Raw genomic sequence first — 13,265 nt, forward strand, 5'->3', positions numbered from 1 at the left:
CGCTAGCGGCGGCCCATGCTGTTGGCAAAGCCGATCACGATTGCCGTCCACCAGAACGACTGCGAGAGGACCAGGGCCAGCAGGAGCCGGGCGCGGAGATTGGCGGCCACGTCCTTGAACATGGTCCCGTCCGGGAGGGCATGCAGGCTGCGCATCACGGGGATCAGGGAGATCCCGTTGAGCATCAGCCCCAGGACGCAGCACATCTTGAGTTGCGTTGCGGTGTTGGTGATGTCCGGATGGATGAAGGCTCCGGTCAGCAGCAGCCCCGCCAGGCCGATCCAGATCAGCGGGGCGGCCGCGGACTCCAGCCGGCTGGTGTCATGCAGCCTCCGCCTGCCGATGAGCCACAGGAAGCCGACCCAGTCCACCACGATGACGGAACCGAACGCCAGCACCATGGCCAGGACGTGCGCGGACAGAGCCAGGCGGTGGATTCCATGGTCAAAGGTGAGCGCGCTGCCCGCCGCCACGGAAATGCCCCACGCGGCCGTTGCAGCCACGAAGAGAACCGGAACCAAGAACCTCGGCCTGGACAGAACTGAGCGGATCGCGGTGGCGCTCATGCCCGGCCGCCCATTACGTGAAGAGGCCTTCGCCGATGAACCCGCCGGGCTGGACGCCCGGAGGAACGGCGGCCAGCGCCGATCCGGTGTGCTTGAGGTATTCCAACGCCAGCACGTCTTCCTTTGCCATGGCCAGCTGCATCGGGACGTAATGCGTGCGCGGATCCTTGACGAAGGCAATGAAGAAGAGCCCCGCGTCCAGATGCCCGAGCCCGTCGGAGCCGTCCGTGTAGTTGTAGCCGCGGCGGAGCATCCGCACGCCGTCGTTCTGGTCCGCGTGGGCGAGCCGGACGTGCGATTCCATCCCCATCAGGGGCTCGCCGTCCTTTCCCTTGATGTTGAAGTCCGGGGCAGTGAATTCCTTGCCGCCGGAGAGCGGCGCACCTTCGGACTTGGTCCGGCCGATCAGCTGCTCCTGTTCCCGCAGCGAGGTGCGGTCCCAGATCTCGATGTGCATCCGGATCCGGCGTGCCACCAGGTAGCTGCCGCCCTGCATCCAGGCTTCCTCGGGGCGGGAGCTTTCCCCGGCCCACACGTGCTCCTTCAGGAGCGCGGTGTCTTCGGCCTTGAGGTTGTTGGTGCCGTCCTTGAAGCCGAACAGGTTGCGGGGCGTCTGCTGGCTCCGGGAGGTGGAGGCGGTGCGGCCGAAGCCGAGCTGCGACCAGCGGACCCGTACTTTGCCGAAGCCGATGCGGGCCAGGTTCCGGATCGCGTGCACGGCCACCTGCGGATCGTCGGCGCAGGCCTGCACGATGATGTCGCCGCCGCTGCGGTGGGGTTCCAGGTCGTCGCCGGGGAAGTGGGGGAGATCGATCAGGGCCTCGGGGCGGCGGCCTTCGAGGCCGAAGCGTGCCTTGCCGTCCTTTTCGAACAGTCCGGCCCCGAACGCGAACGTCACCGTCAGCCTGCCGGCGGTCAGGCCCAGGGCTTCGCCGGTGTCTTCCGGTGGCGCATCGTAGGGGCCATCCACGGCGCCCGTGGCGCCTGTTTCGCGGCCCTGGGTCATGGCCTCGGCTGCAGCCGTCCAGTCTTTCAACAGCTGGAGGAGCGCGGCGCGGTCCTCGGTGATGACGTCGAACGCTGCCATGTGCAGGCGGTCCTGCGCCGCTGTGGTGATGCCCGCCTGCGTTGCGCCGTGGAACGGCACAGCATCGCCGGATCCTGCGTTCGCCGGGGCGGCCACAGCGGCCAGCGTGTCGTGGCTGAGCAGCCCGGCGGCGATGCCGGCCACGGCGCCCGCGCCTCCGACGCCGGCCAGGGACAGCAGCCCGCGCCGCGACAAGCGCGACGCCGGAGCCTCCGGGGCTGCCGCGGCGGCAGGTGCTTCGGTAGTTGCAGCGGACGGTGCCTGGGCTGCGGAAGCGGCAGGGCCGTCGTCGGGGGCGCCGCCTCCGAAGGGGCAGCCGCTCACAGGACCACTGCCGAGGTGAGGTGGGACAGGGGTTCGCCGAGGGCATCGACCAACGAGGCCAGCTTCTGGACCTGGTCCTGGCTCAGCTCGTTGTAGTACACGAAGCCTTCGCCGCGGGCGTGCTGCTTCAGCTCGGCCTGGAGGGCCGCGAACTTCGCGTCCAGGGACGTGGCAAGTTCCGGGTTCTTCTGCTCGAGGACGGGCCGGAGGTTCTCGAAGGCGATCCGGGCGCCGTCAACGTTGGCCTGGAAGTCCCAGAGGTCGGTGTGCGACCAGATCTCTTCCTCGCCGGTGACCTTGCCGGTGGCCACCTCGTCGAGGAGTTCCTTGGCGCCGTTGCCGAGCTTGTCAGCGGTCAGTTCAACGGTCCGCGTGCGGGCGGCCAGGTCCTCGGTGTCGGCCACCAACTGGGCAGCCAGCTTTTCGCGCTCGGGGGCCGTCAGGGCGGCGAAGCCGGCCGGCGGGAAGAGGTCCTTCTCGGCCCGGTGCCATCCGGTCCACTCTTCGCCCGGCGCCAGGTCGGCCTCGCGGGCGTCCAGCTTCGGGTCAAGGTCGCCGAAGGATTCGGCCACGGGTTCGATCCTCTCCCAGTGCATGCGGGTTGCGGCGTAGAGCTCGCGGGCCTTGGCGGCGTCGCCGGCGGCGTAGGCCGTGGCGAATTCCTTGGTGCCGGCCACCAGTTGCTCGGTCTGGTCCTTGACGTAGGACAGGTACTGGGCCGTGCCCTTGTCCGTGAGCGCCTTGATGTTGGTGTCCACCGCGGGCTTCTCGCCGGACTCGGTGACCTCGAATGCCGCGCGGATGCCGTCGCCCTGCATGCCGGGCTTGCAGGCGGTGGTGTACTTGCCGGCCGGGGCCGTGACCACCAGGTTGCGGGTCAGGCCGGGGCCGATGTTCTCGACTTCGGCGATGATGCGCAGGCCGTCCTCGGCGAGCAGGTAGAACTCCGTGACCTGGTTGCCCTCGTTCCGGATGGCGAAGGTGAGGTTGCCGCTCTTGGTGGTCTGGGTGGACAAGGTGCAGGCGTCGTTGGTGCTGGACACCTTGATGGGGCCCGATGCCGCAGCGGCGTTGTTGTCCGTGCAGGCGGCCAGGGTCAGCGGCAGGACGGCGGCGGCCAGCACGGCCAGGTACCGGCTGTGCGAGCGTCCGGCGGAGCCGGGCTGGGGGGAAAAGGGCAGGGCGAAAAGAGGCACGGGTGGATCCTTTGGGGAGTGCGGTGTGGGGTTGGGGGGGGTGTTGCGTTGGGGGGGTGTATTGCGTCGGGGGTGTTGCGTTGGGGTCAGGAGACCGCGGCGACGGCCTTGGTGCGGTCTGCAGTGACCGTGCGGGCGCCCCGGTTGGAACGGAAATAGAAGTACGTGACGGGCGGAACGTAGAGCAGCCATGCGGCGGCCTCGAACCAGGTGGTGGCAGGGGAGAAGTTCAGGGTTCCCTTGAGCAGGGTGCCGTACCAGGACGGCGGCGGGATGGCCGCCGAGACGTCGAAGGCCAGGCTGTGCAGGCCCGGGAGGATGCCGGCTTCCTGGAAATCGTGGACGGCGTAGGCAAGGACGCCGCCGGCGATCACGATCAACGCCGCCCCGCTCCAGGTGAAGAACTTCCCGAGATTGACCTTCAGGGCTCCCCGGTGGAGCAGGTAGCCGAGCAAGGCCGCGGTGGCCAGCCCCAGCAGCGCCCCCACCAGGGGAGACGTCGAGGAGCCCGACGACTGCGCCGCGGCCCAGAGGAAGAGCGCCGTTTCGAGTCCTTCGCGGCCCACCGCGATGGCGGCCACGACGGCCAGGCCCCATCCGGTGCCGCCAGCCGTCAGGTCCACGCGGGAGCGGAGCTCACTGCCCAGTGTCCTGGCGGTCCGCGCCATCCAGAAGACCATCCATGTGACGAGCCCGACGGCCAGTACGGACAGGCTGCCGCCGATGGCCTCCTGGGCCTCGAACGTCAGCCCGCGCGGACCAAAGGTGAGCAGTGCACCGAATCCGAACGAAACGGCGACGGCGATGCCGACGCCGGCCCACATGCGGGGGAGGAGATGCTTGCGGCCGCTCTTCACCAGATAGGCCATCAGGAGGACGACGATGAGCGTGGCCTCGAGGCCCTCGCGGAGGCCTATCAGGTAGTTTGCGGTCATTGCGGATGTGTACCTCGGCTCGTGGAAGCCAAGGTTAGGCTTGCCTAAAAATGAAGATTACCGAGGATCTCGAATTAAGCAAACTTCGTGTGCGCTAATTGACAGGGTGTGACGGTCGGCATTTTCGAGGCCGTGTCCGGCCGGTGTCCGGCCGGGTGGGAGGCCGGGACCTGCGGTCCCGTGGCTATGCTGGCCTCATGTCCGAGCTCGCCGATTCCGTTCCAACGCTGGCCGGCGTCGGGCTCTTGATGGCGCTGACCGTGGCGGTGCTGCTGCCATTCCGGGCACCGCACGCTTTTGCCCCCGTTCTGGCGGTCCTCAGGGGAGCGGTGCAGCTCGCCGCGATCAGTTTCATCCTGGGCGGCGTCATCACCAGCCCGGGGTGGGTTGCCGTTGCGCTGCTGGTGATGTTTGCCGTCGCCGTGGTGAGCGCAACCCGGCGGCTCGGCTGGAGCTGGCCACACCTCGCGGTGGTGGGCGGCTCGATGGCTTTGGGCATCGCCGCTACGCTGCTCATCATTTTCGGCACCGGGGCGGTCGGCTTCACTCCCCGCTATGCGTTGGCGGTCGGCGGGATAGTGATCGGCAACGCCATGACCGTGGCGGTCTTGGCCGGCCGGCGCTTCGCCGAATCTGTCCATGGACAGTGGGAGGTGGTGGAGGGCTGGCTGGCGCTGGGCGCTTCGCCGCGGCAGGCAACGCTGGACCTTGCCCGGCGTTCGGTCTACGCCGCGCTCATTCCGGCCACGGACCAGACGAAGACCACGGGCCTGGTCACGCTGCCCGGAGCGTTCGTGGGGGCCATATTCGGCGGGCTTTCGCCATTGGAGGCCGGGCGTTTCCAGATGGTGGTGCTCGCGGCGATCATGGCCGCCGGATCCCTCACCGCCGTCATGGTCATCGCCCAGCTCGCTCCGGTCCGTGTGCGGCCGGCGTTGCCGCGGTGAGCGGCACTCAGTTGAGGCTCGCGGCTGCCTCAAGCGCCATCCAGGCCTGGAGCTGGGTGGAGAGCTCGACGGCGGCGCCCGCCGGATACGCCTCGCCCGCCGGGCGCTGTGGTTCGGGCGAGAACACGAGCGTTCCGTCGTCCCTTTCCGTCCTGCCTGCCCAGAAGGCTTCGGCCGTGCCGGCCACGAGGCTGCGGGCGGTGAACCGGGTTCCCCCCGGAAGCCGTCCATCCCGGGCCGCCAGCGCCACATAGCGCAGCAGGATCCCGGTGAACAGCCCGCCGTCGCCGCTGCCCTCGCCGCGGATGACGAGCCGGCCGGGCGCCGCGCCTTGAGCGGTGCGACCGGGCGCGGCCTCCGGAAGCGTCAGCTCCGTCGCGATCGCGTCCACCACCGCGGCGGCCCGCGCCAGGTTGGCCTCACCCCCGAGCTCCAGCAGGGCACCCAGGACCGGCCCCTGGTTGTAGGTGTAGACGGAATCCTCCAGGACGGCCTCCCCGCCGCTGATGCGCACGCCGTCCATGTACAGCCCCCTGGCGGGATCGAAGAGCCTGGCATCCATCCAGTCCAGCAGTGCCTGAGCCCGCTCCGGCCTGCCCGTGCGGGCGAAATACAGGGCCACCGGTGCCGTGGCCGGCGTGTTCTTGAAATCGCGCTTGGTGCTCCAGAAGGTGCCGCCGCCCAGCTCGTCCGTGGATGCCGAATCGAACTGTAGGGTGAGCTTCCTCCGGACGTAGGCGTTCCGGCGGCGCCCCGGCCTGCGGCTCGCCTCGGCCAGTTCCTCCAGCCGCAGCGTGGCCAGTGCCAGCCAGGCCATGTCGTCGTAGTAGCTGTTGACGAAGCGCAGGAAATTCCGCAGCCGGATGGTGGTGACCAGCCGCGAGGCCAGCCGCCCGGCACTCGGCCGCCCGGCGCCGTCGAACTTTGCTCCCGAGGCGAGCTCGCGGCCGCCGGCGTCCACCAGGCAGTCAACGTAGTGGGCCTGCCACCAGTAGTGCCAGGGCCGGAAAAGGTTCCCCAGCCGCGTCGGCGGGCGCGCGATCGCGCCGATGTGCGTGCCCGGCAGGAAGAAGAGGCGCTGCCCGAAGGCGCGGGTCACGGAGCGGGCCGCCTGGTCCGCGCGGGCTGCCCAGTCCGGCGCTCCGGCGTGATTGTCGGGTTTCCCGGAGGCACGGGCGGCGGGGGAGTCGGCGGCAGGCATGGGCCCAGCCTATCGCCGGCCGCCGTTCCGGGGGCGCGCTGCGCAAGGGGTGCGCCGCCGCCGAATTCCAGTTAACATTCATTAACGGATTTTGGCCTGGCTGGCCGGGAAGCCAGCTGGGAAACCACACATCAAGGAGGATGGATGGACATCAAGGGCGCAGTCGCGTTGATTACGGGCGGAGCATCGGGACTGGGGGCGGCCACCGCCAAGCGTTTGTTCGACGCCGGGGCCTCGGTGGTGCTGCTGGATTTGGCGTCTTCGCAGGGGGAGGCCTATGCGGCCGAACTCAACGCCTCCGGCCATTCCGCGGGTGACGATTCAGCGCCGCGCGCCGTCTTCGCGGCCGCGGATGTCACCAGCGAGGAGCAGGTCCAGGCCGCCGTGGACGCCGCCACCGCTCTTGGACCCCTGCGGATCGCCGTCAACTGCGCCGGCATCGCCACCCCGGGCAAGGTCCTGGGCCGGGACGGCATCCTGCCGCTGGAGGCCTTCAACCGCGTCATCCAGATCAACCTGCTGGGGACCTTCAACGTGGTCCGGCTGGCCGCCGCGGCCATGGTCCGCAACGAGCCGGTGTCCACCGAACTGGGCGGCCAGGAACGCGGCGTCATCATCAACACCGCCTCCGTAGCAGCCTTCGAGGGCCAGATCGGCCAACCCGCCTACGCCGCCTCCAAGGGGGCCGTGGCCGCCATGACCCTGCCGCTTGCAAGGGAGTTCGCGCGCTCGCTGATCCGCGTGGCCACCATCGCGCCGGGCATCTTCGAGACCCCCATGATGGCCGGGCTGCCGCAGGAGGCCCAGGACTCCCTGGGCCAGCAGGTGCCGCACCCCGCCCGGCTCGGACGCCCGGCCGAATACGCCAACCTGGCCGCCCACATCGTCGAGAACGCCATGCTCAACGGCGAGACCATCCGCCTCGACGGCGCCATCCGGATGGGGCTCAAGTGATGGGCGACTACGCGGGCGACACCCCGCCGTCGTCGATCAAAAGCACCACGGCGGCGCCGTCCGTCGCGGCCCTGCCCACCGCCGATTTCTTCGACTTCGAGGCGCTCCTCAGCGTGCAGGAGCAGGGCAAGCTCAACGAGCTACGCCGCTTCCTGGCCACGGAGATCGCCCCGTACGCCGGGCAGTGGTGGGAGAAGGCCGAGTTCCCCGAGCACATCCTGCCCAAGCTCGCGGCCCTGAGGCTGAGTGCCCCCGCGCAGCGCGGCTACACGCACCTCTTCGCCGGCCTGGTCATCGCCGAGATGACGCGCGTGGACACCTCCATCGCCACGTTCTTCATGGTCCATCACGACCTCTTCGTGGAGGCACTCTACGATTTCGGTTCGGATGACCAGCAGGACCGCTATCTGGACGACGCGTCCAATCTGCGGACCACCGGGTCGTTCGCCCTGACCGAACCCGATCACGGTTCCGATGTGGCCGGCGGCATGGAGACCACGGCGCGCCGGGTGTCCCGCCCGGCCGACGACGGCGGCGACTACTGGGTGATCAACGGCGCCAAGCGCTGGATCGGCAATGGGACGTTCTGCGACTACATGCTCGTGTGGGCGCGGGAAGTAGACGGGGACTCCGAGGGGCGCGGCGCAGGTCCTGGCGGCCGCGGCGCAGTCCGCGGCTTCATTGTGGACGCCTCCCTGCCGGGCGTTTCACGGAGCCGGATCGAGCACAAGATCGCGCTGCGGACCGTGCAGAACGCGGACATCGTGCTTAAGGATGTGCACGTGGCCGAGGCCGACCGCTTCGCCGGGATCAGCAGCTTCGCGGACACCAACCACCTGCTGCGCGGCTCGCGGATCATGGTGGCCTGGCAGGCCGTGGGCCAGCAGATGGCGGCGTTCGACGTCGCCCGGCAGTACGCCGTGGAGCGCCTGCAGTTCGGCAAGCCGCTGGCCAAGTTCCAGCTCATCCAGCAGCACCTGGTGGACATGCTCGGCAACGCCGTGGCCAGCATGGGCATGATGGTGCGGATCGCCCAGCTGCAGGAGGACATCTACACGGACGCGCACGGCATCCGCCGCGGCGGCGCGGACATGGCCCAGGTGGCGCTGGCGAAGGCCTACTGCAGTGCCCGGATGCGCGAAACCGTGGCCAAGGGCCGGTCCATCCTGGGCGGCAACGGGATCGTGACCGACTACAAGATGGCCAAGATCTTCGCCGACGCCGAGGCCATCTACACCTACGAGGGCTCCTACGAAATCAACTCGCTGATCGTGGGCAGGGCCTTGACCGGGGTGTCCGCGATCGCCTGACCGTGCCCCGCGATACCGACCGGGTCGCCGGTATGCCGACGGCGCTGCTTAGGGTGTGCGCCCGGCGGGCAGCTTCTCGCCGGCCTCCACGGCAACGTCGATCGAGTTGCCTGCCACCGGCATGGGGCAGGTCCCGTACGGGGTGAAGGCGCTGGGGTAGTTGATGGCCCGGTTGAAGTCCAGCACCACGCTGCCGTCGGGGCGAGGGCGAGGGACGAACACCTTGCGCCATTCGTCGGTGGTGTTCCCGTTGGTTTCGTCGTGGAAGGTGACGTTGAGGGCCCCGAGCTTCTCTTCCTCCGCGTGCAGGCGGACCTCATGGGGGAGCCCGGGCACGCGGAACACGATTTCGCCCACGGACCGGTGCACCCCGTCCACCAGCGGATTCGCCGTGCCGATCGGCACGTCCACGGGCTCCGGGTAGGCCTCGAACCGTCCGGCCACCACCCAGGCCGGGTCGAATTCAAAGGTGGGCACGCCGTCGAACTCCGTCAGCACGGGCGAGGAGTCGTCACGGGTGCGGACGGCGTACTTGTCCGCGCGCATGGCCAGCTCCACCACCACCTGCGTGCCGTCGGCGCCGCCGAACTGCACCCACATGAGCGATTCCTCGTCCTGGAGGGTCGCCGAGATGGTCCCGTCAACGGGCTCGCCCGTCTCCACCAGCGTGAGCCCGTCCGCCGCGGCGGCGGTGAGCGTCGCCGTCGTGCCGTCCGTGGACCAGAGTCCGGGAACGAGCTCGACGGCGGACGGTTCGGACTCGAGCCACTGGAACGAGGTGAGGGTCAGCCAGCCGTGCCCGGCCGCGAGCGCCGTGTTGCGGCCGGCCCGGAAGCGCTGCCACCGTTCCAGCTGGGCGTCGGTGGCGGGGGCTGAGGTGCTCATGGATCCTCCAGTGCTCGGGGCGGTTTCACTGCCTTCAACCATGCACCATGGGCGGCCATTCCCGGAACCCAAGTAGCTGGCAATTGTGGTTGTTCTGAGGGCCCAGAACAACCACTACTGCCAGTCAGTTGGGGCGGAATGAGGGTGCCGCGGACGGCCACCGGCAATAGCCGTTACTTGGCGGCCTCCGCCAGCAGTTGGCGGAACTGCTCCGCGGAGGTGAGCGTGAGCTTCTTCCCGTCCAGGAAGAACGTGGGTGTGCCGTTCACGCCCAGCGCCTTGCCGTCGGCGACGTCCCGTTGGATTCGTTCGGCTGCTCTGGGATCGGCGACTGCGGCATCGTAGGCGGCCAGGTCCAGCCCCAGTTCCCGGGCAAAGTTCCTGAACAGTGGCGCCTGCGAGTCCTGGCTGTCGCCCCACTGCGGCTGCGTGTCGAACAATCTGGTGTGCATCTGGCCGTATTTGTCCTGCCGGGCCGCCGCTTCCGTTGCCAGCGCAGCGGGTGTCGCATTCCGGTGGAAGGGCAGGGGGTAGTTGCGGCTGATGAAGGTGATGCGGTCGCCGAACTCCTTCTTCAGTTCCTCCACCAGCGGATCCAGGGCGCGGCATGGCCCGCATTCGTAGTCCAGGAATTCCACGAGCTGCGCCTTTTCGGCGGCCGGTGAGGTGGTGCGGTGGCTGTCATCCCGGACCAGCTGGGCCTGCGCTGCAGGCGGGGGCGCATCCGGGGCGGCTTTGCCGCCGGCAAGCACGGCGAACCAGATTGCACCGGCGCCGACGACGGCCGCCAGCAGGATCCAGATCGCGATGTGGGCTTTCCTGGCGGTGTCCGGGGGGCTGGCTTTCGTCGTGGTCATGGCAGGGTCAACTCCTGATCGAGAGGTGAGGAAGCGGGAAGGCGCGCCGGCCCTCGACGGCAGGACCGCGAGGGCCGGCGCCACATGGTGCTGCTCAGAGGGCAGCCAGGATGTCCTTCATTTCCTTGATCTCCGTTTCCTGGGCGGCCACGATGGCCTTGCCAAGGTCCACCGCGCCGCTGTGCTGTCCGCTGGCGATTTCGTCCCTGGCCATCACCAGGGCGCCTTCGTGGTGGGCGATCATCTGGTTCAGGAAGAGCCGGGCCGCCTCGCTTCCCTGTGCCGCGTCCAGGGCCTTCAGGTCGTCTGCGCCCATCATTCCGGCCATGCTGTGGCCGGAATGCGCGTCCGAGGGTTCGTTCCACGCGTTGAGCCAGCCGGTCATCGTGGCAATCTCCGGGGCCTGTGCGGCCTTGATCCTCGTGGCCAGGGCCGTGACCGCCGCCGGGATGCCCTGCTTCTTGAGCATCAGCTCGCTCATTTCCACGGCCTGGGCATGGTGCGGGATCATCGACTGGGCGAATGTGGTGTCGGCTGCGTTGTGGTCAGAGGTTGTTGCGCTGCCCGACGCCAGGCTGCCGGACTGGGTGGGGCCGGTAGACCGGGCCGCGGACGTGCCATGGTCCATGCCCGGCATGTCGGCCCCGCCGGAGCATCCGGCTAGTGCGAGGGTCGCGGCAAAGGCGGTGGCGGAGAGGGTCAGGAATTTCTTGTTCATGTGATGGGGTCCTTCAAGCATTGTTCGGCGCAGGGCGCGCCATTGCACGGGACGCGCACCGCCAAACTGCGGTTGCCGAACGGCAGGCTAGCCAGGTTGGGCGCGTCAGGGTAAGGGGAGGTGCCGTGAGCTCACGGCGCATCACCGGCCTACGTGCGGCTGATGGACAGTTCGCCCGGCGAAGGACTGCCGGGTACATAGGAAGAAGAGCAGGTGCAGTTCCCGGGGCGCGGCGGGCCGTTGCCAGGAACAAGCCGGGTGGCGTCGGAGAGCGGCGCGGCCAAGGCGGTGTTGCCGGTGGCCAGGACGCAGCCGGCGGCCATGACCGCCGTGCCGGGGCCGCTGTGGCCTGAGCCGGAACAGACCGGCGCGGAGTAGACCGAGCTGCGGGCGTCGGGTGCAGCCGCTGTGGCCGCCTGGTGGCCGCTGTGGCCCGGAACCGCCGCGACGAGGGACGCGCCGTCGGACGTCGCCCCGATGGTCGTCTCGGCAGCGGCGGGCGCGTGCCCCGCATGGGTGGCCGTCACAACGTGCATGCCGAGGATCCCGGCGATGATGGCCAGGATTCCCGCAAGCAGCACCACACGCAGGGCACCAATCCCCAGTCCGGCAGGGCGCATGGAGGTCATGGCGATGCCGTTGCGTGCTGCGGCCATGACGTTCCCCCTTCGGTGTGTATGGCCTCAAGGGTACCCGCCCGGAGGCCGCGGCGCCCGTCAAGCCGTGCGCCGCCGCCCGTCAGGAATCCCATCCCGGCATCCGGCCGGGCCCTACCCGCGGGCCCTACCCGCGCGCCCTGCCTCGCCGCCTACCCGGCCAGGCCGATCCGCACCGCCCGGTACAGCACGCCCGCGGCGAACATCGCCAGGCCGGCCAGCACGGCGGGCAGGGGCAGCGTCGCCACCAGGGCCACACAGGCGGCGGCGCCCAGCAGTTGCAGGAACCGCGGGTACCGGCGGTCGGTGCCCGTCTGCGTCCAGGCCGCGATGTTGGCGACGAGGTAGTAGATCAGCACCCCGAAGGAGGAGAAGCCGATGGCGTTCCTCAGATCGGCGAACAGCACGATGGTGCAGATGACGCCGGCCAGGACCAGCTCGGCCCGGTGCGGCACGCGGTATTTCGGGTGGACGGCGGCCAGCCAGCGAGGCAGGTCTTCCTCACGGGCCATCGCCAGGCTGGTGCGCCCGAGCCCTGCAATCAGGGCCAGCAGCGCACCCAGCGAAGCCAGGGCGGCGCCGATGCGGACCAGCGGCCCGGCCCAGGACCACGATCCTGCCGCCACGGTGTCGGCCAGCGGGGTCCCTGTCGCGGCAACGCCGTCCGGTCCCAGCACGGAGAGAACGGTGACGGCGATGACGGCATAGACGGCCACGGCAATCCCCAAGGCCAGCACGATTGCGCGCGGGATGGTCCGCCGCGGATTCCGGACCTCCTCGCCCATGGTCGCGATGCGCGCATAGCCGGCAAAGGCGAAGAACAGCAGTCCGGCGGACTGCAGGATGCCGTACCAGCCGTGCCCCAGGAGGCCGCCCGCCAGCCGGCCCAAGCCGTCAGGCACGATCCGTCCCGGATCGGCGGTTCCCGGCACCCATGCGGCCGCCACCACCATGGCGAGTGCCGCCAGCACCGCCACCACGATGATCCTGGTGAGCGCGGCGGTACGGGTGACGCCGCGGTAGTTGACCGCGGTCAACAGCACGACGGCGGCCACCGCCGTCGGGCGCTCCCATCCGGCCGGTGCCGCATAGGCGGCGAAGGTCAGCGCCATGGCCGCGCTGCTTGCGGTCTTGCCGATGACGAATCCCCAGCCGGCCAGGAAGCCCGGCCAGGCCCCCAGCCGCTCACGCCCGTAGACATACGTGCCGCCGGACGCAGGGTACTGGGCGGCCAGCTGGGCCGAGGACGTGGCATTGCAGAAGGCCACGAAGGCCGCGATCACCAAGCCGATGAGCAGGCCGGAGCCTGCGGCCGCGGCGGCCGGCGTGAACGCGGCGAAGACGCCGGCGCCGATCATCGAGCCCAGGCCGATCACCACGGCGTCGAACGTCCCGAGCCTGCGGACCAGTGCGGGTTGGGGGCTGCCCATCAATACTCCATTCCTCGCTGCGGGGAACGCCCGGTGGACGCCACAGCAGACACCGTGAGTTTCCCCGGGGGATACCCTAGCCCCCGCAGCTTAACCACCGGTTGCCTGCCCCGGAGACGCATTTCCCGCCGCCGGCCCCGGGGCGGGTAAGATCCCGTATGTAATCCGGCTCACGGTATCCAGCGCAGTGTACGAAGCC

13 protein-coding genes are annotated in these 13,265 nt (G+C 69.4%); 3 read left to right on the plus strand and 10 right to left on the minus strand.

All coding sequences use genetic code 11. From position 1 onward, the window contains the following. Positions 1–2: 2 nt before the first annotated feature. The 4 genes from NVV90_RS03135 to efeU all read right to left on the minus strand — a co-directional run bounded on the left by NVV90_RS03135 (position 3) and on the right by efeU (position 4,108). A complete protein-coding gene (locus tag NVV90_RS03135) occupies positions 3–566 on the minus strand; it encodes a hypothetical protein (protein WP_258439740.1) in 564 nt (187 codons plus the stop codon). 13 nt (positions 567–579) lie between these two features. Next, entirely contained in the window at positions 580–1,977 is a 1,398-nt protein-coding gene (efeB, locus tag NVV90_RS03140; RefSeq protein ID WP_258439741.1) for an iron uptake transporter deferrochelatase/peroxidase subunit, read from the minus strand. Then, entirely contained in the window at positions 1,974–3,158 is a 1,185-nt protein-coding gene (gene efeO / locus NVV90_RS03145; protein ID WP_396125385.1) for an iron uptake system protein EfeO, read from the minus strand. Before efeO ends, efeB begins: the two co-directional genes overlap by 4 nt. Before the next feature lie 101 nt (positions 3,159–3,259). Further along, a complete protein-coding gene (gene efeU, locus NVV90_RS03150; RefSeq protein ID WP_258439742.1) occupies positions 3,260–4,108 on the minus strand; it encodes an iron uptake transporter permease EfeU in 849 nt (282 codons plus the stop codon). Positions 4,109–4,305: 197 nt separating this feature from the next. On the opposite strand from efeU, the gene NVV90_RS03155 reads away from it, so the two are divergent. After that, positions 4,306–5,055 (plus strand): ABC transporter permease, encoded by a 750-nt coding sequence (locus NVV90_RS03155; RefSeq protein ID WP_258439743.1) that lies wholly within the window; start codon positions 4,306–4,308, stop codon positions 5,053–5,055. Between the two features lie 7 nt (positions 5,056–5,062). On the opposite strand, the gene NVV90_RS03160 is transcribed toward NVV90_RS03155, so the two are convergent. After that, positions 5,063–6,256 carry a glycoside hydrolase family 76 protein gene (locus tag NVV90_RS03160; RefSeq protein WP_258439744.1) on the minus strand — a complete coding sequence of 398 codons (1,194 nt, stop codon included), beginning with the start codon at positions 6,254–6,256 and terminating at the stop codon, positions 5,063–5,065. A 144-nt stretch (positions 6,257–6,400) separates the two neighbouring features. Here NVV90_RS03160 and NVV90_RS03165 point away from each other — a divergent pair, with 144 nt between their 5' ends. Continuing rightward, positions 6,401–7,210, plus strand: coding sequence for an SDR family NAD(P)-dependent oxidoreductase (locus NVV90_RS03165; RefSeq protein WP_258439745.1), 810 nt, complete (start codon positions 6,401–6,403; stop codon positions 7,208–7,210). Then, a complete protein-coding gene (locus NVV90_RS03170; RefSeq protein ID WP_258439746.1) occupies positions 7,210–8,520 on the plus strand; it encodes an acyl-CoA dehydrogenase family protein in 1,311 nt (436 codons plus the stop codon). The genes NVV90_RS03165 and NVV90_RS03170 overlap by 1 nt, the downstream gene beginning before the upstream one ends. Before the next feature lie 48 nt (positions 8,521–8,568). Here the strand turns inward: NVV90_RS03170 and NVV90_RS03175 are convergent, their stop codons facing one another. The 5 genes from NVV90_RS03175 to NVV90_RS03195 form a co-directional block, all read right to left on the minus strand. Further along, entirely contained in the window at positions 8,569–9,405 is an 837-nt protein-coding gene (locus tag NVV90_RS03175) for a DUF1684 domain-containing protein (RefSeq protein ID WP_258439747.1), read from the minus strand. 173 nt (positions 9,406–9,578) lie between these two features. After that, complete coding sequence (locus NVV90_RS03180; RefSeq protein ID WP_258439748.1) at positions 9,579–10,262, minus strand: DsbA family protein; 684 nt, start codon at positions 10,260–10,262, stop codon at positions 9,579–9,581. Between the two features lie 94 nt (positions 10,263–10,356). Further along, a complete protein-coding gene (locus NVV90_RS03185) occupies positions 10,357–10,980 on the minus strand; it encodes a DUF305 domain-containing protein (protein WP_258439749.1) in 624 nt (207 codons plus the stop codon). 149 nt (positions 10,981–11,129) lie between these two features. Continuing rightward, the gene (locus tag NVV90_RS03190; protein ID WP_258439750.1) at positions 11,130–11,636 is read right to left on the minus strand and encodes a hypothetical protein; all 507 of its coding nucleotides are present in this window, start codon (positions 11,634–11,636) and stop codon (positions 11,130–11,132) included. 152 nt (positions 11,637–11,788) lie between these two features. Continuing rightward, complete coding sequence (locus tag NVV90_RS03195; protein WP_258439751.1) at positions 11,789–13,066, minus strand: APC family permease; 1,278 nt, start codon at positions 13,064–13,066, stop codon at positions 11,789–11,791. Positions 13,067–13,265 lie beyond the last annotated feature (199 nt).

Origin of the sequence: Arthrobacter sp. CJ23, from assembly GCF_024741795.1 — a bacterium.
In the GTDB taxonomy this organism is placed as follows: Bacteria; Actinomycetota; Actinomycetes; order Actinomycetales; family Micrococcaceae; genus Arthrobacter.